The sequence below is a fragment of the Faecalicatena contorta genome, assembly GCF_003149105.1.
GTDB classification, from domain to species: Bacteria; Bacillota; Clostridia; order Lachnospirales; family Lachnospiraceae; genus Muricomes; species Muricomes contortus_C.
Window position 1 is genome coordinate 79877 of record NZ_QGDS01000001.1, and the last position, 20058, is coordinate 99934.

Annotated in this window: 18 protein-coding genes; all 18 read left to right on the plus strand. The window is 40.2% G+C overall.

All coding sequences use genetic code 11. The features are described from left to right. Positions 1 to 41 precede the first annotated feature (41 nt). The 18 genes from A8805_RS00385 to tkt all read left to right on the plus strand — a co-directional run bounded on the left by A8805_RS00385 (position 42) and on the right by tkt (position 20040). Positions 42 to 854, plus strand: a complete 813-nt coding sequence (locus A8805_RS00385; RefSeq protein WP_109708255.1) for a helix-turn-helix domain-containing protein — start codon at positions 42 to 44, stop codon at positions 852 to 854. A gap of 68 nt (positions 855 to 922) precedes the next feature. Continuing rightward, positions 923 to 1204: a TIGR04076 family protein gene (locus A8805_RS00390; RefSeq protein WP_109708256.1), complete on the plus strand. Its 282-nt coding sequence runs from the start codon at positions 923 to 925 to the stop codon at positions 1202 to 1204. A gap of 407 nt (positions 1205 to 1611) precedes the next feature. Continuing rightward, positions 1612 to 2304 carry a deoxyribose-phosphate aldolase gene (gene deoC / locus A8805_RS00400; protein ID WP_109708257.1) on the plus strand — a complete coding sequence of 231 codons (693 nt, stop codon included), beginning with the start codon at positions 1612 to 1614 and terminating at the stop codon, positions 2302 to 2304. 18 nt (positions 2305 to 2322) lie between these two features. Next, a complete protein-coding gene (locus tag A8805_RS00405; protein ID WP_109708258.1) occupies positions 2323 to 3645 on the plus strand; it encodes a transaldolase in 1323 nt (440 codons plus the stop codon). 252 nt (positions 3646 to 3897) lie between these two features. Further along, a complete protein-coding gene (locus tag A8805_RS00410) occupies positions 3898 to 4674 on the plus strand; it encodes a DeoR/GlpR family DNA-binding transcription regulator (protein ID WP_109708259.1) in 777 nt (258 codons plus the stop codon). Positions 4675 to 4776: 102 nt separating this feature from the next. Next, the gene (locus A8805_RS00415) at positions 4777 to 5739 is read left to right on the plus strand and encodes a substrate-binding domain-containing protein (protein WP_109708780.1); all 963 of its coding nucleotides are present in this window, start codon (positions 4777 to 4779) and stop codon (positions 5737 to 5739) included. Positions 5740 to 5792: 53 nt separating this feature from the next. Next, positions 5793 to 6572, plus strand: coding sequence for an SDR family oxidoreductase (locus A8805_RS00420; protein WP_109708260.1), 780 nt, complete (start codon positions 5793 to 5795; stop codon positions 6570 to 6572). A gap of 16 nt (positions 6573 to 6588) precedes the next feature. Then, positions 6589 to 7530 (plus strand): ABC transporter ATP-binding protein, encoded by a 942-nt coding sequence (locus A8805_RS00425; protein ID WP_109708261.1) that lies wholly within the window; start codon positions 6589 to 6591, stop codon positions 7528 to 7530. Between the two features lie 12 nt (positions 7531 to 7542). After that, complete coding sequence (locus tag A8805_RS00430) at positions 7543 to 8247, plus strand: ABC transporter permease (RefSeq protein ID WP_109708262.1); 705 nt, start codon at positions 7543 to 7545, stop codon at positions 8245 to 8247. Continuing rightward, on the plus strand, positions 8247 to 9662 hold the full coding sequence (locus tag A8805_RS00435) for a GldG family protein (RefSeq protein ID WP_109708263.1): 1416 nt from the start codon (positions 8247 to 8249) through the stop codon (positions 9660 to 9662). Before A8805_RS00430 ends, A8805_RS00435 begins: the two co-directional genes overlap by 1 nt. Next, on the plus strand, positions 9659 to 11011 hold the full coding sequence (locus tag A8805_RS00440; RefSeq protein ID WP_109708264.1) for a DUF4340 domain-containing protein: 1353 nt from the start codon (positions 9659 to 9661) through the stop codon (positions 11009 to 11011). Before A8805_RS00435 ends, A8805_RS00440 begins: the two co-directional genes overlap by 4 nt. Positions 11012 to 11198: 187 nt before the next feature. Then, positions 11199 to 12344: a sugar ABC transporter substrate-binding protein gene (locus tag A8805_RS00445; RefSeq protein WP_109708265.1), complete on the plus strand. Its 1146-nt coding sequence runs from the start codon at positions 11199 to 11201 to the stop codon at positions 12342 to 12344. A gap of 90 nt (positions 12345 to 12434) precedes the next feature. Further along, positions 12435 to 13946: a sugar ABC transporter ATP-binding protein gene (locus tag A8805_RS00450; protein WP_109708266.1), complete on the plus strand. Its 1512-nt coding sequence runs from the start codon at positions 12435 to 12437 to the stop codon at positions 13944 to 13946. Between the two features lie 2 nt (positions 13947 to 13948). Then, positions 13949 to 14935, plus strand: coding sequence for an ABC transporter permease (locus tag A8805_RS00455; protein WP_109708267.1), 987 nt, complete (start codon positions 13949 to 13951; stop codon positions 14933 to 14935). A gap of 25 nt (positions 14936 to 14960) precedes the next feature. After that, on the plus strand, positions 14961 to 15974 hold the full coding sequence (locus A8805_RS00460; protein WP_109708268.1) for an alcohol dehydrogenase catalytic domain-containing protein: 1014 nt from the start codon (positions 14961 to 14963) through the stop codon (positions 15972 to 15974). A gap of 50 nt (positions 15975 to 16024) precedes the next feature. Continuing rightward, positions 16025 to 16417: a cupin domain-containing protein gene (locus A8805_RS00465; RefSeq protein WP_109708269.1), complete on the plus strand. Its 393-nt coding sequence runs from the start codon at positions 16025 to 16027 to the stop codon at positions 16415 to 16417. A gap of 34 nt (positions 16418 to 16451) precedes the next feature. After that, positions 16452 to 17984, plus strand: coding sequence for a xylulokinase (gene xylB / locus A8805_RS00470; protein ID WP_242992212.1), 1533 nt, complete (start codon positions 16452 to 16454; stop codon positions 17982 to 17984). Between the two features lie 73 nt (positions 17985 to 18057). Next, on the plus strand, positions 18058 to 20040 hold the full coding sequence (tkt, locus tag A8805_RS00475; RefSeq protein WP_109708271.1) for a transketolase: 1983 nt from the start codon (positions 18058 to 18060) through the stop codon (positions 20038 to 20040). Positions 20041 to 20058 lie beyond the last annotated feature (18 nt).

Below are 20058 nucleotides of genomic sequence, written 5' to 3' on the forward strand. Positions count from 1 at the left end.
ACAAAAAATGTTATGCTTTCGAGGATAGGAGATGTAGGAAAATGCTTTCTATAACAAGATATTCCATAAAAACGGAAAGCCTTGCACCGTGGATAAAATTTCTATGGCATTTTGAAGTCCATGAAGCCGATATTCATTATAAGCTGCTGCCAACGGACTGCATTGATATTATACTGAATATATCAGGAAATATTGTTTACGAGGCTGGTCCCCGCCATATTTCTGCGGCTCCATTCCATGTAAACGGACTAAGGAGTAAGCACAGTTATATACATCAAACAGGCAATATCCATATGTTTGGAATATCCTGCTATCCCTTTGGCCTTTATCCGTTTGTTCATAAATCATTAGCGGGTATACATGATGAAATTGTTGATTTGTTTGAACTCTCAAAGCCTTTGGCAAAGAAGCTTGAGCTTGCGGTTTCCAATCAGTCTGCCACCGGGAATATAATCGAAAGTATCGAAAAGGCTCTGCATCAGGAACTTCAAGTGACAGATGACTATGTAAAAAAAACGGATTTGATACGCAGATTTTTAGAAATGGACAATGATTGTACCATACAATCATTTTGTTTGGAGCATGGGATAAACACGAAAACTTTTATGCGTAATGTTCTCCGATATACAGGATACACACCAAAAATCTTACGTTCTATAAGGCGTTTTCAAAAGGCAGGAAATCAACTGGTTTACCAAAGCCCACAACAATTATCCGGGATAGCATATGATAATGACTTTGCAGATCAAGCTCATTTTATAAGGGAGTTTCGGAAATTTTCAGGATCAGCTCCCCGTATTTTTCAGCAAGAAAAAATTACAGTAAAGGAAAATACGAAATATAATTATCATTGAGTGTCCCTTTTATTCAATACCTTCTGCTTTTTTTCTACTATACTTTTGAAAAAACAGGAGGTATTTGTATGTGTATCACAACAAAGAAACAGTTTGAGTATAAGGTTGAAACAGTTTCCGGTCACTGTTCATGCGGGTATAAAGTGGGGGATGTATTCTATTGTGAGGGAATGAATACGCCCACTGTTCCTTTCTGCGGGGGAGCATATATGGCCTTGTTTCCTATTCAAGTTGCGTTGCATAATGGGGCCAGATTCCATTTTGAAAATAACCCGAAATTAAAAAGAAATTTAGCATGTCCTGATAATGGGTATGTTGTTTTTTGTTTAACGCTGCTGGATGATAAGTAAAAACTATATAAAGCTATTTTTACTAATAAGATTGTTGTAGTGACTGATGAAATGCATATCCTTTTGAAATTTTAACCTATTTAAACGAGATAGGTAAACCAATAAACGAGGAAAGTACAATTGCAGTAAAAGAACTGAATATGTCAGTTATCAAAGAGCCAGACGCTAAGACGCAGAGCCGGTAACACGCAGAAGTAAAATGCGGTTATCGGCTCTTTTTTTATGATAATAACTCAAATCTTATGATTGCTGATATTTAAAGGCTAGATTGATAATATAGTAACAAAAAATGTTAAAATGATAAATGAATGATAATACATGTTCAAAATATATTGACATAATCAGATTAAAATGATAACATATGAAACATAGCAAGGGAAACAGTAATAAAAAAATGGAGGATAATTATGTTAACTGTAAGAGAATTTGCGAAACATTTCGATTTGGCACTTTTGGCTCCGGATGTACAGGAAGCAGCAGTTGTAGAAGCTTGTGCAACAGCGGCAAAGTATCAGGTTAACTCGGTAAATGTAAACTCATGCTGGATTGATGTAGCCCGCAGAGAATTAAAAGGTACGGGTGTTGGACACAGTGCTGTTATAGGATTTCCTTATGGCACGGCAATTTCTAAAGTGAAATATCTGGAAGTTGATGAAATGTTGAAGGCAGGCTGTTCTGCATGTGATATGGTTATTAACGTAGGGGCTCTTAAAGATAATAATTTAAGGCTGGTTGAAGAGGAAGTAAAAACATTTGCAGATATGTGCAATGCAGCTAACTCGGACAGCAAGCTCATTTTTGAAGTAGGTTTTCTCAGTGATGAGGAGATTGCAACATTAACGAAAATGTGCTGTGAACATAACATTACATATGTGAAGACTGCAACAGGAACCCAGGCCTTCCCGGATATAAAACATGTTGAAATCATGAAAAATAATCTGTCAGGAAATACAAAGATAAAGGTGTCTGGGGTTCCAAGAACATTTGCTCTTCCGGCTACACTCTATATGTTTGAGCACATGGGAGTTAGTCTGTGTGGAACAAGGAGTGCGGGGATTCTGACAGACCAGTATGAAAAGTATCTGGCATCATTAAATTAATGAGGGAGGGGACAGCAGATGTATAATGTGCATTATCATTTGAATTCACTTTTAGGTGAAACTGTAAAGTGCATGAACGGTGATGAAAAGTATATAAGCCGTGCTATCAATAAAGAATTGGATTTTGAAGAGTACAAGTTTTTATTACAAGAGGTCAGAACCATCGGTGTAACTTCTGAATTCAAAAAAATCATTGATCTTTTTAAAGTCCCTGAAGGGGAAACACCGGCTGGTTTCAGAATAGAATATTATCTGTCAGAGAACAAACAATTGCTGATTGATTTAAAACGTGATATTTCATATGGGAAGAATGGAATAAAAAGAGCGACGCCATTTCTCTTTTCCGCAGATACAGCTAACCCATATGAACTGGCACCAATGAAAGATATGATTGCAAATCTGACCTGCAATCCGGGAATTATTTACGATTTATTCATCAATGATCCGAAAGAGAACATTGGAAATAAGTTTAAAAACCGGGACGAAGTAATGTGTGAGATTGGCAATATATTGGGACCTGGATGTGACATCAGTGTAGAGTTCAATGATCCTTTCGCAGATATCAACAAATTACTGGAAGAAGCAGAACATTTCAAAGAAATGCTTTCAGAGTACCGGGTTGTTATAAAAGTGCCCCACACAGGAGCAGTAACAGCGGAAAATGCCCATCATTTGCTTGAGGGAAATAAAAGGCTGCCGGTTGCCCACAACAATGGCCAGACAAAAGACTATTTTTATAGCCATAATTTAGCCTTGGCTTTGAAAGAAAAAGGGTTCAGGGTGAATTATACATTAATGTTCGAGCCATGGCAGACAGGGATGGCGTTGCAGGCGCAGCCTTATTTCATAAACAGCTTCATTAATAAGAGAATGCTTACCAGTACATATGTAAAGGGTATGATATCAGCCTTTGACAGTACCAGAGATTTACAATTTCTTAAGAATCTCAGAAGCTATTTTATTGATGTGGATTTTCTTCCAGAGTCAGCAAAAGATTCAGATTTGGCTGAGGTGGAAAAAATTGCCCGTGAAACACTGACATATAGAGATTTTGATAATGTACGCGGTTTTGATGGTATGGACGGAGTACGCCATAATCTTCGTATGCTGCGGGACAGTAACCTTGAGGATACACGGCTTATAATTTGTTCTATAGCCGGATCGAGAGAATATCCGGAACTTGACAAGCTGCTTGTTGAAGACGAGTTCAGGGATGTTCTGGATAAGATCGTTATTACTACTGAACCCATTTATTTCGCACAGTACACTTCAGCACCTCAGATTATTACATATCAGCGCAGATTTTTAAATGCTGTAAATAATACTGCGGATAAAAGATAGAAACTAAAGTATTGAGGAAAAGAGTTTATTAACAGAAGGATGCCGGCTTGGAGATATGCTAAATGATTACATACAAAGAAGTGGTATCCTTTTTGCTAAAGATTCAATATTTACGTTGTGTCCGTAAGAGTTAAGACTGATATTTCAGGAAATGATAGGAAGGGATATCTTTGCTAAATCAATTTTTTTGTGTGATAATGAGATATGCTCAGTATAAAATCAAATTATCATATAAAAGGAGATTGTGATTCTATGGACAAAAAACAAAAAAGGCATAATGATTTAATAAGTCTCGTTAATACAAAAGAAAGAATTTCTATTAAAGAATTAGCGGGAATTTGTGGAGTTTCAGAACTAACAATACGACGTGATATCCAGTTTTTGGAGCAACAGGGATTTGTACAGAATGTCAGAGGAATTGTGTTCGCAAATGAACAGGATAGAGAGAACGCAATATATAATCTAAACTCTGCCGGCAGTGAAAATTTTAATACAAAAAACGAAATCGGGCTTTGTGCTGCTAAGTTAATTGAAAATGATGACATTGTTATTATTGATAATGGGACGACAACAGAAAGGCTGGCAGCACATTTCCCGGAAGATATTAATGCTACCGTTTTGTGTTATAACATTAATATATTGAATCACCTGTACATGAAACCGAATATTTCACTCATTTTTGGCGGGGGGTATTTTCACCCTCAAACTCTAATGTTTGAAAGCAAAGAAAGTCTGGAATTGATTCGCCGTACAAGAGCAAAAAAAGTATTTGTTTCTGCAGCCGGTGTGCATAACACTCTGGGGGTAACTTGTACCAGTACTTATGAACTGGAAAGTAAAAGGGAAATACTGAAAGCAAGTATGGAGAAAATACTTCTTGTTGATTCAAGTAAGTTTGGACAGATTCACAAGAATTTCATATGCGAGTTCAGTATGTTTGATCGAATTATCACAGATAATAAACTACCTGCGGAATGGAAAAAAAGAATAGAAGAAGCAGGGGTAGAATGTATCATGGCAGAATGTTAAGTCAATATCTGTATTTAATCAAATAAATTCTAAATAATCTTTTCCCGGTCCACTGTACTGTCAAGGAAGAAACAATTGCTGTTGTCAGAAAGAGGCGATGTTTTGAAGAGTTTGTATGGCTGTGGCAGACTATGCACAATAATTATATTATGTAGTCTGCTGGGATGTGGCTGCAGTAAAAAAGAACAGGAAGTTTTAGTTGTTTTAGGCAGTCAGGGTGAATTGTCCCATGAAGAGTTACAGATAGCTGCAAGGCAGTGGGCGGAGGAAAAGAATATATCTTTAGAGGTTGTTGCTCCAAAGACATCTATGGTTTATGAGCAGCAAACAATTCTTGAAAATTCAATCAGAGAAAAAAAGTGGGATTTTATAGTTTTAGAGCCATTAGGCAATACGGAGTTATATCCGGTTCTTGATTACGCAAAAGAACAAGGAAGTACGGTTATATCAATGCAGGGTGCCCCTGTACTGGGTGCTGATTATACGGTTCAGCCTTGTGATTATGAAAAACTGGGTATATCTATAATGGATATATTTGCAGAAAAAATGAGACAGTCAGGCAGTTATGTGACTATAGTGCCTGCAAAGGATTCAGAGTCAGCACTGCAGCAAGAGCTGGCCTGTGTGAATCAGCAAAAAAATAACTACCAGCAAATGCTGGCTGTTTCCAGGCTCCAGGAAGGAAACAGTGTGCAGATGGTGTATGATACGGTGGATACTTTGTATCAGACCCATGAGATGAAAGGGGCAGTGTTTTTTTCGTACATTGACGGCCTGGGAATTTCTCAATGGAAACAAAAGACAGGCAATGATCTGATAACTGTCGGCATTGGATATCCGGAATTGCTGAATACAGATACTGAGAATGATGAGATAGATGCTTTATTTTACTGGAACAGAGAAAATCTGTTAATTACTTCATTAGAAGTCGGTTATAAAGCAGTGCAGGGCAGTATTGGGAAAGAACCTGATGTGATTACTACTCATGTTGACGGATACAAAACCTTGCGTTCTTTGGGAGATGGAATTTATTGTGGAAATGATATCTCAACAATTTATAATTAATTTTTTGAAACTTCAGAAAAGGAATTTTATTAGAACGGTAAGGAGGGTAAGGCATGCATGTTTTAGATTTATTTAGGCTGGACCAAAAACTGGCGGTTGTTACAGGTGGGGCACAGGGACTGGGAAAAGCAATGGCAGAAGCGATGGCGGACTGTGGAGCCGATATTGCTGTGTTAGACCTAAATGTGGATAAGGCTGCTGAAACCGCAAAATACATAGAAAACAAATACAACGTCAAGGCAAGAGCATTTCAGGTAAATGTGGCCGATGCAGATACTTGCTATGAAGTAGTGGAGGAGATATGTAAAGAGTGGGGACATATTGATGTGCTGTTGAATAATGCAGGTATTTGCATAAATGAGGCGGCTGAAAACGTGCCATTGGAAAACTGGCACAAGGTAATTGATATCAATATGAATGGGGTCTGGTATATGTCACAGGCTGTGGGAAAAATCATGATAAAGCAGAATCATGGCAATATCATCAATATATCTTCTATGTCCGGATTTATTGTAAATGACCCACAGGGCCAGGTTTCGTATAATACATCAAAAGCAGGAGTGTCGCATATGACAAAATCCCTGGCTGCAGAGTGGGTTAAGTACGGAATCAGAGTGAATTCTATTGCTCCGGGATATATGGATACTGATTTAGTACATAAGACCTATGAAGAGGATGGGGTATGGGCAAGACGCTGGAATTCCCTGACTCCCATGAAACGTCCCGGCAAGCCGGAAGAGCTGGGACCATTGGTTGTATATTTGGCAAGTGATGCGTCCACATATATGACAGGGTCCGTTGTATTGTGTGACGGCGGATATACAATTTGGTAAAGGAATATGTGAGCATATGATTGAATTGCAGAATGTTTGTAAATATTATGGCAATAAACTTGCTTTGGACAATGTATCGTTTTCAATAGACAATGCAAGCATCATAGGTCTGCTGGGTAAAAATGGGGCAGGTAAAAGTACGCTCATGAACATTATGACAGGGTACTTGCCCGCAACAGCAGGAGATGTTGTTGTAGATGGAGTGTCTATCAGTGATGCACCCCGGGAAGTAAAATCTAAAGTCGGATATTTGCCGGAAAAACCTCCGGTTTATGACACGATGTCGGTGTATGAGTTTTTATGCTATGTAGCCAGACTGAAAGGGGTACCTTCCCGCAGTGTATCATCGGTAGTCAGTAATATTATCGAACAGACAGCTTTGGGAGATGTGGCAAGGCGTCTTATCCGTAATCTGTCCAAGGGCTACCAGCAGAGAGTGGGAATTGCCCAGGCTATGGTGGGTGAACCTGAGATATTGATTCTGGATGAACCGACAGTAGGACTTGATCCTTCACAGGTGGTGGAAATCCGGTCACTTTTAACAGAATATGCAAAAGATCATGTAATAATTATTAGTTCACATATATTGACAGAAATTTCTGAGATATGTGACAGGATTTTAATCCTTAATGAAGGAAAGCTGATTAAAGATTGTCAGGTGTCTGAACTGGGTAATTCAGGTAAAAAGCACATTTTCATTCGTGTAGATACTGAAAGGACCCATTTTGAAGAGATCCTTCAAAAGAGCCTGGCAAATTACAGATATGATTATAAAGGGGCAGGTGAGCCGGGATGCAGTGACTGGAAATTAATCGCAGAGCCGCATGAGGAAGATATCCGTAAAAAGATATTTAGCACTGTTATGGAGAATAAGCTCAATCTATTGCAGATGTTCCCGGTAAATACGGAGATAGAAGATACCTTTCTTGATTTAACATCAGGCAGGCATCTCAATTAAAGAGGGTGAATTATGAGAACAACCTTTGTGCGTGAGTTCCAAGAATATTTCAATACAATGTTGGGATATGTTTTCGTCAGTGCTTTCCTGTTTCTGGCCGGAGTATTTTTTTCGGTGAATAACATAAACACATTAAACGCGGAGTTTAATACAACATTAAATGACTGTATCTATGTGTTCTTACTTACAGCTCCCCTTTTGACTATGAAGCTTTTGGCGGAGGAGAAAAAAACAAAGAGGGACCAGCTGCTTATGACGACAAGAACAACACTTTCGTCAATCATTGCCGGTAAGTTTTTGGCTGCTTTATCAGTTTTTGCGGTAACACTGTGCTGCACATTGATATATCCAGTTATTTTGTTCATTTACGGCTCCATTTCAGCAACCCTGATTATGAATGGATACATAGGTTTCTTCTTCCTTGGAATGGCATTTATATCTGTTGGTATGTTTGCTTCCTCCATCACAGAAAGTCAGCTGACCTCAGCAATATGTACATATGGAATTCTGCTGCTGTTTCTGTGTATGGATTTGATTATATCCAAAATACATGTAGGGATTATAACATCATTTCTTCAATGGTTTTCATTATTTGAAAGATTTAAATCCTACCAGTATGGGACATTTAGTATTGCATCAGTAGTTTATTACATCTCTTTTTCTTTCGTGTTTCTAAATCTTAGTATTATGGTGATGAAATATAGGAGGTTAAAGTGATGGAGCATAAAAAATTGACCAGATTTCAAAATCTTATTCTTTTAGGATATATGGTTTTACTTATTGGGTGTGCAGTTGTAGTGACTCTGGTAGTGGAAAAAATAGAATCTCGTTTTAATTTGAGATGGGATTTAACGAACAGTCAAATATATTCTATTGGGGATACGACAAAAGAAGTATTGGAAAAATTAGACAAGGATATAACTATTTATACGCTTTACGAAACTGGAAGTGAAGACCGTACAATATCGGAAATATTAGCAAGATATAAGCAGAAAAGTTCTTACCTAAAGGTTGTCAATGTAGATCCGCTGGAGAGCCCTTTCTTTACACAGCAATTTGAAACAGATGATACTAAGATAGAGGAATCATCATTAGTCATTCAGGCAGATGATACGAAAGATTTCCGTGTAATCAATGCACAGGATTTATATGAATGGCAGCTGGAAGAGGATCAGCTTTATGCCACTGGGATGATTGCGGAGCAGCGCATTACATCTGCGATATTTTCCATTGAAGGCGGAAGGCAGGCAGCAGCATATTTTGTGACAGGGCATGGAGAGATGAATGTATCGGAACAATATTATCTGGCTAAAACACTGGAAAGTGATGGATATAAAGTTTCACCTTATGACCTGGTCTATAATGATACAGCTCTGACATCTGATGACTGCCTGTTGTTTTTATCCCCTGTAAAGGATCTGACGGATGAAGAATATAAGATCTTACAGAGGTTTATGGATGAAGGAGGAAAATCGGTATATCTGATTAATCCGCTGACGGAGGAGCTGCCCAATTTTAATCGGCTGTTTGGCTTCTATGGACTTGAATTAGAAGATAATTTAATAGTAGAAACCGACAGTAATAATTACCTGAACAGCCAGATTATGATAAAACCCCAGATGAATAAGGAAAACCCGGTTCTTCAGTCAGTTATTGAAGCAGATGCGGGACTGGTACTCCCACGCTGCAGGGGAATCACGAGTATTGAAAAGGAAAATATAAAATTAGACCCTATACTATATAGCTCAGAGAGTAGTTATGGGAAAGTGAATTCATATACTGAAACGCTGGACAAAGAAACCGGAGATACAGAAGGACCATTTTTATTAGGAGCGGCAGCCAGCAATAACCAAAATGATTCAAAAATTGTCCTGCTTGGAAGCAGTGATTTTGTTTCAACGTTGGAAAACGCAAAATATGAAGGAAATATAGCGCTTTTTATGGATTCCGTAACATGGGCATCTGGAAAAGTAAATTCTGTAGCAATTCAGCCAAAGTCGCTTGTATCGGCACCGCTGAAAATTCCAAGTACAGCAGCCGGCTACAGACTGATGATTTTAGTGATTATAGTCATGCCTGTCATTATATTGATAAGCGGGGCATTTGTATGGCGGAGGAGACTTAGCCGATGAAGCAAAAAAGGAAAATCATTCTATCTGGGTTTTTGCTTATATTGATTTTGGGATCAGGGGTGTGTTACTTAACAATGGATAATAGCGCCGGACCTGATGATGCAGCGGCCTGGATTTGTACGGACGGGATTGACGGTATTACAGAGATTTCAATATATAGCAATGAGGATAATCAGATGCTGTCCTTTACCAAGAGAGAGACATCCTGGAAGGGCGATGACGGCAGTTCCTATGACAATAATCAGTTTGCTTCATATCTCGCTGTACTAGGCTATATGAAGACAGAGCAAAAGCTGGAAGCCACAGACAGCGAAAAACAGGAATATGGACTGAAGGCACCTGCTTATACGGTTCGTGTATCATACGATGGCGGGAAAGAATTTAATTATAACATAGGAAAATTTGTGGATAATACAGGCATGTATATATCAAGTAACGGTGGAAACAGTGTATATCTGATTGATGTCCGGCGTGCAAGGATGCTGGAAGATATGGTTGCCTCTCTGTATGATGTGGCATTAACAAATGTAAAGTTTGATGAGATACGGGGAATCCAACTGTCTGTACCGGAGAATGATCTGATATTAATGAACCGCTCTGAAGCGCCGCGGGCAAATGGCAGCTTTTACTGGAATATATTTAAGCCCTTTGCCTGGAATGCAGATACAAAAAAGGTGGACGCTCTCATTGAGACAATGAAAGATATTGGTACTTTAAAGAGAACGAAAGGTGAAGTTTCTGCTGAAGAGTGTGGACTGGAAAAGGATGAAAGCCAGCTTCCTGCTGTTACTTTCTATGATACATATGACAGTGAACTGACAGTTTACCTGGGGAAGGCACAGGGTGATTATGTATATTGTAAAACAAATTATCTGGAGGGAATCTATTTAATAGATAAGAAGATTCAGCAGGTAATGAATATAAATACCAATGATATTATTGATACCTCGTTGTATTACTATGAAATACCATCTATAAAAACATGTACTGTTCAATGGCTGGGAGAAACGTATGAACTCAGTGCCAAATGGGTTACTGCCAGTGAAGAGGGAAATCGAGGTCAGCGCTGCTGCCTGAATGGAAACAGCATTACAGGCGCCGAATACAGTTCCATAGTAAGCTGGTTTTCGGATACAAAAGTGAAACAAATTCTGGATTCCCCCGATGAACAGGGGGAGATATTAGGAACTATTACAGTGGAGCGGCTGTCGCCTCCTTATGAACAAGTACTAACATTAAGCACAGTGCAGACAAATGATTCTATCATACAGGTGAATTTGGATCAATCCGCAGCAGTATATATCGAAAAGCAGGATGTGGAAAGTTTCATATCTTCACTTAAGCGATAAAGTGGAAATATGAGGTTGGTAAGTTATATACGGCGGAGTTCAAAGAGAGCTGAATTTTAATAAGTCAACACTTTAGAGAGAGGAGGAAAGTGGAAAGAACTTTGTGATTCTGATCGGCTGTCATAAGGGCAGATATCTTTCGGTGAAAGATTCCCTGACGGACAAAATAAAAAATTGGAGGTAAAAAATGAAAGGTATGAAGAAGGTAATAGGGATAGTATTAGGACTTGTATTTGTTTTTTCCTTAACTGCATGCAATGGCCAGGAAGATGCAAGTGCAGAAAAAGACAGCAGTGCAAAAGAAGATAGTTCAACGGGCAGCAGCTCGGACACGCCGCTGGTAGCATTCTCAAACAAAGGACTGGATTATTACTTCTGGACGGTATGTCAGAAATCCGCAGAGCAGGCCTGCACAGACAGAGGCTGGTCCTTTGAAGCTTCCGATGCGAAACTTGACAGTGCAAAGCAGTTTGATCAATTTGTTAACTTCATTAATAAGAAACCGGCAGCTATTATAGCGGACTCTATTGACTCTGAAGGACTGATTGCTGCGGCTGATCAGGCTGTTGCTGCAGGAATTCCGGTAGCAATTGTGGATACACCTCTTACTGGTGGTGACATTGCGGTAACAGTGGCATTTGATAATTATGATGCAGGAACTCTGGCAGCGGAGGCAATTATTAAAGCCCTGGAGGATAAGTATGGTGAGGCGAAAGGTACGGTTGTTAACTGTTATGGGGCAATGAGTTCTGAGGCCTGGAGATTAAGAAAAGAAGGTATGGATGCAGTATTTGCAGAATACCCGAATGTGAATTATATTGCGGTACCGGCTGAAGGTGAGATTGCAACTACACAGGATGCAGTGCTGAATCAGTTTGCATCAGGCATTCAAATAGATGCCTTACATACTCCATCAGATAACCCGGGACAGGGTTTAGTAGCAGCTTTAAAGATGGAAAATAAGTGGGTTACGCGTGATGATAAAGACCATGTCATTATAGTCACAATTGATGGGGAACCCATTGCAAACAAGTTTATTGAAGAAGGATATTATGATTATTCTATTGCACAGGATGGATATTCTTATGGACAGATAGCAGTAGAAATGCTTGAAAAGTATTCTATGAAGGGCGAAGATGTGCCATTAGGACCATATGAGAATAAAGATTACTATTGGGAAAAATGTGAAATTATTGAATCAGATTCCGGTCCATATGTGAAGGTTCCTGCTTATGAAATTAATCCGGATAACTGCACAGACCCGCGTCACTGGGGTATTGTAGCAGAAGAAAAGCTGGGAATAGAATATGACATGTCGGCTGTTGAGAACTAGATTCGTATACAAACTGGTTCAATAGTTAAGAAACCAATCCGGCGGGGTATCGATGCCTCTCCGGGTTGGAAAGGAGGGAGAACCTTTCATATGGAAAAAGACGTAATACTGGAAGCAGAGCATATAAACAAAAATTTTGGAAAAACTTGTGCACTTAAAGATGCAAGCATTTCAATTAAAAGAGGCTCTATTCATTCCCTTGTTGGTAAAAACGGTGCAGGTAAAAGTACAATCGTTAATATCATTGCGGGCGTGTACAGACAGACAAGCGGAGACATTACTTTTGAGGGGATGAGTATTGGTCATTTAAGTTTTAAAGAAAGGCAGGATATGGGTATCAGGCTTGTGACACAGCATGCCAGTGTTGTACTTGATCTGGATGTGGCAGAAAATATTTTCCTGGGACTTTGGCCGAAAAATAAAGCAAGGCTTGTTGACCGCAGACTGATGCATGAAAATGCACAGAAGATACTGGATGAATACGGCCTGAAGGTCGATCCGTATGAACTTGTCCGCAGGCTTACTCCTGTGGAGCAGCGCAAATTAAATATCATCCGTGCAATGTTCGGAGGAGGCAAATTGATTATTCTTGATGAACCTACAACATCGCTTTCTATCGAGGATAGAAATAATTTATTTCGATTTGTAAGGCACCATGCTGAACATGGAGTTGCCTTTATATTAATATCCCACTATCTGGAAGAAATTCTTCAGGTTTCCAGTGAAATTACCGTGTTGCGTGATGGACGTGTATATTCTGGAAATATGGAACAGGGCAGTACAAGTGACAAAGAGATGGAGCTTGCAAAGTTAATCGCAGGGGAAGATGTTGAACTGACTTATAGGAATAAAGATAAAAAAGTAAGCGAAGAGGTCGTGGTAAAGTGTGAAGGAATCAGTGCAAAATTTCTTGAATCAACAGATTTTCAGATTCATCGCGGTGAGATAGTAGGTTTTGTGGGATTCTCCGGCTCAGGGGCACGGGAATTGTGCTTAGCTCTTTATGGGATGATAAAGAAGAAAAGTGGAAAGGTAACTGTATGTGGAAAGGAAACGGATATTAAAAATCCTACCGATGCATTGAAATACAAAATATGCCTCGTTCCAAATGACCGGCATGCCGAGGGTATTGTACCAATCATGAGTGTAAAAGAAAATATTGGTTTTTCCTGTCTGCGAACGAGCCTGTTAGGCAGGTTTGGGTTATTAGACAGAAGAAAAGAAACCACATTGGCTGAGGATTTTGTGAAACGGCTTGCCATTAAGACACAGTCTATTTATGCCACGAGTGGGAGTCTGTCAGGGGGAAACCAGCAAAAAGTAGTGTTAGCAAAAGTTTTGGCGGTGAATTCAACATTACTAATTTTGGATGAACCTACGATTGGTATTGATATTAAAAGCCGGGAAGAAATTATGGGCTTGATAAAGGAATTAACGAATGAAGGCATGAGTGTAATTTATCTGACTAACGATTTTGAGGAATTACTTCGTATTGTTGACCGTGTAGTTATTTTCAGCGAAGGGAAAATAGTAGGAAATATGAAAAATGAAAATCTAACGTCTGATATGATAGTTAATATCCGGGATCGGAGGACACTGTAGATATGGAAAAGTTAAAAAAGGGTAATGTAGACAATTTGAAATTGAAATTTATAGATAATGTAGTATGGGTATTATTACTGATTGGTATTGTTGTATTTATTATACTCAAGCCAACCTATTTTAATCCTTTTACAAATATGGGACTATATCTGAATATTCCTATGCAGGCTTCTGTAATGGGAGTTATGACCATTGGATTAGCAGGTACGATATTACTGGGAGATATTGATCTTTCCTGTGTCGGTATTATGTCAGTGTCGGCAGCAGTTGGGATTTTGCTGTTTAAAACAAGTCATGTACCGGTTCCTGTTGCAATTATTGTTATTTTGCTGATGGGAGGTCTGCTGGGATTTGTCAATGGAGTGCTGATAGCAAAGCTTAAAGCAGTCGCTCTGATAGAAACACTGGCAATGAACACAACCCTGGCGGGAGTTGTTTTAGCTATTACAAGAGGACGTACAATTACGATAAATGAAAGGGCGTATACTGCAGTTGGACAGGGAAAATTGTTTAGTACAATCCCGTACCTTGTAATTATTTTCATTCTTATTTATGTCCTGATGTATTTTGTCTGGAACAGAACACCTTTAGGCCGGAGTCTTTTTGTTGTCGGCGGAAACGCAAAGTGCGCCAGGGTATCTGGTATTAATGTGGATAAAATCCGTATTATGGCATTTACTATATCCGGTTTAATGGCAGGGCTGGCAGGACTGATGCTTTCATCCAAAATGGGATCCATAAACAGTGTATTTGGTTCCTCTTATTCCATGGATATTATTGCTGCTGCGGTAATTGGAGGAACATCTCTTGCAGGGGGGATTGGTAAGGTTTCTGGTGTTTTGGGCGGAGTATTGCTCTTGAATTTTGTGCAGGTCGGCCTGCAGGTCTTTGGAATGGATTCCTATTATGTTCAGGCAGTCACTGGTTTAATCATTTTATTAGCGGTACTTATTGATTCATTTAGAATACGGCTGGCTAATAAGGAGTAATACATGTGAAACGTGAGGTGAAAGTGTGAAAGCTGTTTATTTGGATAAGGTTAAATGTTTTTCTGAAAGAGAATTGCCTATGCCGGAGTGTGGTGAACATCAGGTTGTGGTTCAGATAAAGGCAGCAGGAATATGTGGCTCGGATGTACACTACTGGGCAAATGGACGTATTGGCCAGTTTGTTGTGAAAGAGCCTTTGATTTTAGGGCATGAATGTTCCGGTATTGTTTCGGCCGCAGGAAGCAAGGTGACAAAGTTTTCCGTGGGAGACAAGGTTGTTCTTGAGCCGGGGATACCCTGTATGAAATGTGAACATTGTCTGAAAGGACGTTACAATCTCTGTCAGAATATTGTGTTTTTTGCAACACCGCCGGATGATGGTATTCTTGCGGAAAATATTGTCTATGACGAAAATTTTGTTTTTAAAATACCGGAGGAGATTACAGATTTTGGTCTGGCAACCATGGCTGAGCCATTGTCGGTAGGAGTATTTGCAACGAGGAGAATTGCCCCTTGCCTGAGGGAACGTGCAATTATTTTTGGAGCCGGTATTATAGGTATTACCTGCCTGTTGGCTGCTAAAGCTGCCGGCTGTAAGCATGTCGTTGTTGCGGATATACGTAATGACCGTCTTAAGTGGGCAAAGCGGATGGGAGCTGATCAAATTATCAACACAAAAACGGAAGAGATTGCTGAGAATACATTTGATTTTGGATATGAGGCAACCGGGGCTGATATATGCTGCAATCTTGCGGTAAAATGCATAAAACCGGGTGGGAGAATCGCTATGGTTGGTATGGGGGCGGAGTTTCAGAAGGTGGCATTGGTGGATTATGTCTGCAAAGAGATTTCCATTATTCCTTCTTTCCGATACTCAAATACATATCCCACCGCCCTTGAACTGCTCATTGACAATAAGGAAAAGCTGATGCAGTTAATTACACACAGAATACCATTTTCACTGGATGGAGTTGATGAAGCTTTTCATATTGCTGCCGAGGATCCTTCTGCAGTAAAAGTGGTGGTGGAATTCAATTGATTTTAAAGTAACTTGTTAAAATAATATTATGAAGAAAGAGGTGCTTAGTTATGAAACATGTTGTTAACGTGGCAGCAGGAAGAGAACCGGATACTGATGAAAGAAGTTTAAGAGCCAGGGTTTTGCCAAGAGAAAAGGAAGTACTCAGGGATACATATTATCTTATTGACCGCAATGAAGGGCCCTCCAAACGTCTCACTTGTGGGTATACCGTAATATATCCTACAGGAACAACGACTGGACATTCACATAATAATATGGAGGAAATTTATTATTTCATGTCCGGGGAAGGTATTATGGTAGTAGGGGATGACCAGTTTCCAGTAAAAGCCGGTGATGCCTGCTATGTTCCGCCGGGGCAGTATCATACTACAATTCAGACCGGGATTCTGCCATTGGCATTTGTATGGAATACCTGTCTTATGGACGGCGATGAGGAGTAATGTCTGTTTGTATATGCACATGAGGTGAATGAATATGAAACAGTATGTAGCGGCAATGGATATAGGGACAAGTGGATGCAAATCAATTATTGTTGACGAGGATGGACTAGTTGTTTCCTCGGCCATTGAAGAGTATCCCTTGTATTCCCCCAGACCTGGCTGGAATGAACAGGATCCGGAGGATTGGTGGAAAGGAGCTTACATTAGTCTCCGTAAGGCAGTAGATAAAAGCGGGATAGACCCTGCAGGTATAAAGGCGTTAAGTTTTTCGGGCCAGATGCATGGCCTGGTTGCAATGGATAAAAATGGGAGCGTCATCCGCAGAGCCATCTTATGGAATGACCAGCGTTGTGCAAAACAATGCCAGGATATGTTGAAGGATATTGGCGGTTTTGAAAAATTACGATGTTATACAAACAATAATATGCTCCCTGGTTATCAAGGCGGAAAGTTATTATGGCTGCGTGAAATGGAGCCTGAAAATTTTGAAAAAATGACAAAGGCAGTCCTGCCTAAAGACTATCTGAGGTACAGGTTAACAGGAGAATATTATACAGATGTTTCCGATGCATCAGGGACAGGGCTTTTTGATGTGGAAAACCGTGTGTATAGCTGGGAGCTGCTGAACTGCCTGAATCTTTCTCCAGACTTGTTCCCTCCAGTGGTGGAGTCCAGTGAGATGACAGGGGAAATTACAAAAGAAGCGGCTGAATTAACTGGGCTGTTACCTGGCACCCCTGTAGTAGGCGGCGGCGGTGACAGTGTCATTCAAACAACCGGGATGGGTCTGATTAAAGAAGGCATATTAGGTCTGACATTGGGAACGGCCGGGATTGTTGCTATGGGTATGTCCCAATATTTAGAAAATCATAATGAAACCCTTCAGTTTTTCTGCAATAATCAGAAAGATTTATACCATGTTATGGGAGTGATGCTGGCATGTGGCGGCAGTTACCAATGGTACAGAAATACACTTTGCGGAGATGAAATGGCAAGGGCAAAGCATCAGGGTGTGGATCCATATGATTTGCTGAATGAAAGCGCAAAGAATTCAAGTCCAGGGGCAAAAAGGCTTTTATATTTGCCATATTTGTCTGGAGAACGGGCGCCGTATACAGACCCGAACCTACGGGGAAGTTTTATTGGACTGGCTCAAAGCCATAGTAAAGGAGACATTACCAGGTCTTTAATGGAAGGCATTGGATATGGAATGAAGCAAATCGGCGAGTCTATATTGGAATTAAAACCTTTAAAGCTGGACCGTATTATTGTATCAGGAGGCGGAAGCCGCAGTGATTTGTGGAGACAGATCTTAAGTGATATTTTCCAACTTCCGGTATATACAGTAAATGGCGCCAAGGAAGGCGGAGCTTATGGGGCATGTCTGGCAGGCGGCGTTGGTGCAGGAATTTGGAGTGATTTGGAGGAAGCCTGTGCAACGATGAAAGTAGTGACTGAAAATCTGCCAAATGTGAGAAATAAAGAAGTGTATGAAGAAATGTATACTATTTACAGTGATATGGTTCCTGCATTAAAAAAGCAATTTGACCGTTTGGCAAGTGCTTAAAATCAGGTGTTTCTAAAAGATAAATAATGGCTTATAATGGGATTAATAAATAAATGAAAGAGGAGGTAACATTATGAATCAAATTGATAATTTATCAATAAACACTATCCGGATTCTGTCGGCAGATGCCGTTCAAAAAGCGAAATCCGGACACCCGGGCCTTCCATTAGGCTGTGCATCCATAGCCTATGAGTTATGGGCACGGCATATGAATCATAATCCGGCTGATCCGGACTGGCTCAACCGGGACAGGTTTGTTCTTTCAGCAGGACACGGGTCAATGTTGTTATATTCTCTGCTGTATCTGTATGGGTATGGAAATTTGACATTGGAAGACCTGAAAGAATTCAGACAGCTAAATTCAAAGACACCGGGACACCCGGAGTATCGTCATACAGTCGGAGTGGAAGCCACTACAGGGCCTTTGGGGGCAGGTATGGGAATGGCAGTCGGTATGGCAATCGCAGAAAAACATTTGGCATCTATATTTAATAAGGAAGGCTATCCTGTGATTGACCACTATACATTCGCATTGGGCGGAGATGGGTGCATGATGGAAGGCATCTCTTCAGAAGCACTATCCCTTGCGGGAACGCTGGGACTGTCAAAACTGATTGTTTTGTATGATTCCAATAATATCTCTATTGAAGGCTCAACAGACCTTGCATTTACTGAAGATGTAGAAATGAGAATGAAGGCCTTCGGCTTTCAGACATTAACAGTGGAGGATGGGAATGATATTGCAGCCATCGGAAATGCAATAGAGGAGGCAAAGGCAGATAAGGAACGCCCTTCCTTTATTAAAATACATACAGAGATTGGTTATGGCTGCCCGAATAAACAGGGAAAAGCAAGCGCGCATGGTGAACCTCTTGGTGAGGATAATGTCAAGGCACTGAGAGAGAACTTACAGTGGCCGTCTCAGGAACCATTTTATATTCCAGATGAAGTATATGAGAACTACAGAACTCTTCGTGAGAGCCTGATACAAAAAACTGGAAAATGGGGAGAAATGTTTGAGGAATACTGTATAAAGTATCCGGAGATGAAAGAATTAATAGATGTATATTTTAACAGCGGCAATGGAAAACTGCTTGAGAATAATACTGAGTTTTGGAAGAGAGACGAAAAGCCGGAAGCAACCAGGAATATTTCGGGAAGGCTTCTTAACATGATGAAGGATATTATCCCGAATCTGATAGGAGGTTCAGCGGACCTGGCACCGTCCAACAAGACGTATATGGAAGGAATGGGGGATTTTTCAAAAGAAAATCCTGCCGGACGAAATATACGGTTTGGAGTCAGAGAACTGGCAATGGGTGCGATTGGAAATGGTATCACGCTGCATGGAGGACTGCATAGTTATGTAGCAACATTTTTGGTGTTCAGCGATTATGTAAAACCAATGGCCCGTTTGTCCTCTATTATGAGAATTCCTGCAACGTATGTGTATTCTCATGACAGTATCGGAGTGGGAGAAGACGGACCGACCCATGAGCCAATCGAACAATTAGCTATGCTTCGCGCGATGCCTAATATGCATGTGTTCAGACCCTGTGATGCCGTGGAGACAGCGGCTGCATGGTACAGCGCCCTTACTTCAAAAGAGACGCCTACAACGATTGTTATAACCAGGCAGAATCTGGCACCTATGCAGGGAAGCAGTAAAGATGCATTAAAAGGCGGATATATTTTGGAAGACTGTGAAGGGGTACCGGATATTATATTAATTGCAACAGGATCTGAGGTAGAACTTGCAGTAGAAGCCGGCAGGATTCTGGAAAACAAGGGCAGAAAAGTGCGTGTGGTATCTATGCCATGTATGGATATATTTGAAGAACAGTCTGAGGAGTATAAAGAGGCAATACTTCCGAAGGCAGTTACACGCCGGGTAGCCATAGAGGCATTGGCCACTTTCGGATGGGAACGCTATGTAGGGCTGGAAGGGAAAATTGTGGGTATGACCTCATTTGGGGCCAGTGGACCATATAAAGAATTATTTGAGTATTTTGGAATTACGGCAGATGAAATTGTAAAGGCAGCCGACAGCCTGTAATATAAGGCGAATATCCTG

What these genes read in the sequence shown, in the direction of transcription:
- deoC (WP_109708257.1), top strand. Translation starts at nt 1,612, where the DNA reads ATGTTAACTGTAAGAGAATTTGCGAAACATTTCGATTTGGCACTTTTG.
- xylB (WP_242992212.1), top strand. Translation starts at nt 16,452, where the DNA reads ATGAAACAGTATGTAGCGGCAATGGATATAGGGACAAGTGGATGCAAA.
- A8805_RS00390 (WP_109708256.1), top strand. Translation starts at nt 923, where the DNA reads ATGTGTATCACAACAAAGAAACAGTTTGAGTATAAGGTTGAAACAGTT.
- A8805_RS00410 (WP_109708259.1), top strand. Translation starts at nt 3,898, where the DNA reads ATGGACAAAAAACAAAAAAGGCATAATGATTTAATAAGTCTCGTTAAT.
- A8805_RS00440 (WP_109708264.1), top strand. Translation starts at nt 9,659, where the DNA reads ATGAAGCAAAAAAGGAAAATCATTCTATCTGGGTTTTTGCTTATATTG.
- A8805_RS00430 (WP_109708262.1), top strand. Translation starts at nt 7,543, where the DNA reads ATGAGAACAACCTTTGTGCGTGAGTTCCAAGAATATTTCAATACAATG.
- A8805_RS00465 (WP_109708269.1), top strand. Translation starts at nt 16,025, where the DNA reads ATGAAACATGTTGTTAACGTGGCAGCAGGAAGAGAACCGGATACTGAT.
- A8805_RS00425 (WP_109708261.1), top strand. Translation starts at nt 6,589, where the DNA reads ATGATTGAATTGCAGAATGTTTGTAAATATTATGGCAATAAACTTGCT.
- A8805_RS00405 (WP_109708258.1), top strand. Translation starts at nt 2,323, where the DNA reads ATGTATAATGTGCATTATCATTTGAATTCACTTTTAGGTGAAACTGTA.
- tkt (WP_109708271.1), top strand. Translation starts at nt 18,058, where the DNA reads ATGAATCAAATTGATAATTTATCAATAAACACTATCCGGATTCTGTCG.
- A8805_RS00385 (WP_109708255.1), top strand. Translation starts at nt 42, where the DNA reads ATGCTTTCTATAACAAGATATTCCATAAAAACGGAAAGCCTTGCACCG.
- A8805_RS00455 (WP_109708267.1), top strand. Translation starts at nt 13,949, where the DNA reads ATGGAAAAGTTAAAAAAGGGTAATGTAGACAATTTGAAATTGAAATTT.
- A8805_RS00420 (WP_109708260.1), top strand. Translation starts at nt 5,793, where the DNA reads ATGCATGTTTTAGATTTATTTAGGCTGGACCAAAAACTGGCGGTTGTT.
- A8805_RS00450 (WP_109708266.1), top strand. Translation starts at nt 12,435, where the DNA reads ATGGAAAAAGACGTAATACTGGAAGCAGAGCATATAAACAAAAATTTT.
- A8805_RS00435 (WP_109708263.1), top strand. Translation starts at nt 8,247, where the DNA reads ATGGAGCATAAAAAATTGACCAGATTTCAAAATCTTATTCTTTTAGGA.
- A8805_RS00445 (WP_109708265.1), top strand. Translation starts at nt 11,199, where the DNA reads ATGAAAGGTATGAAGAAGGTAATAGGGATAGTATTAGGACTTGTATTT.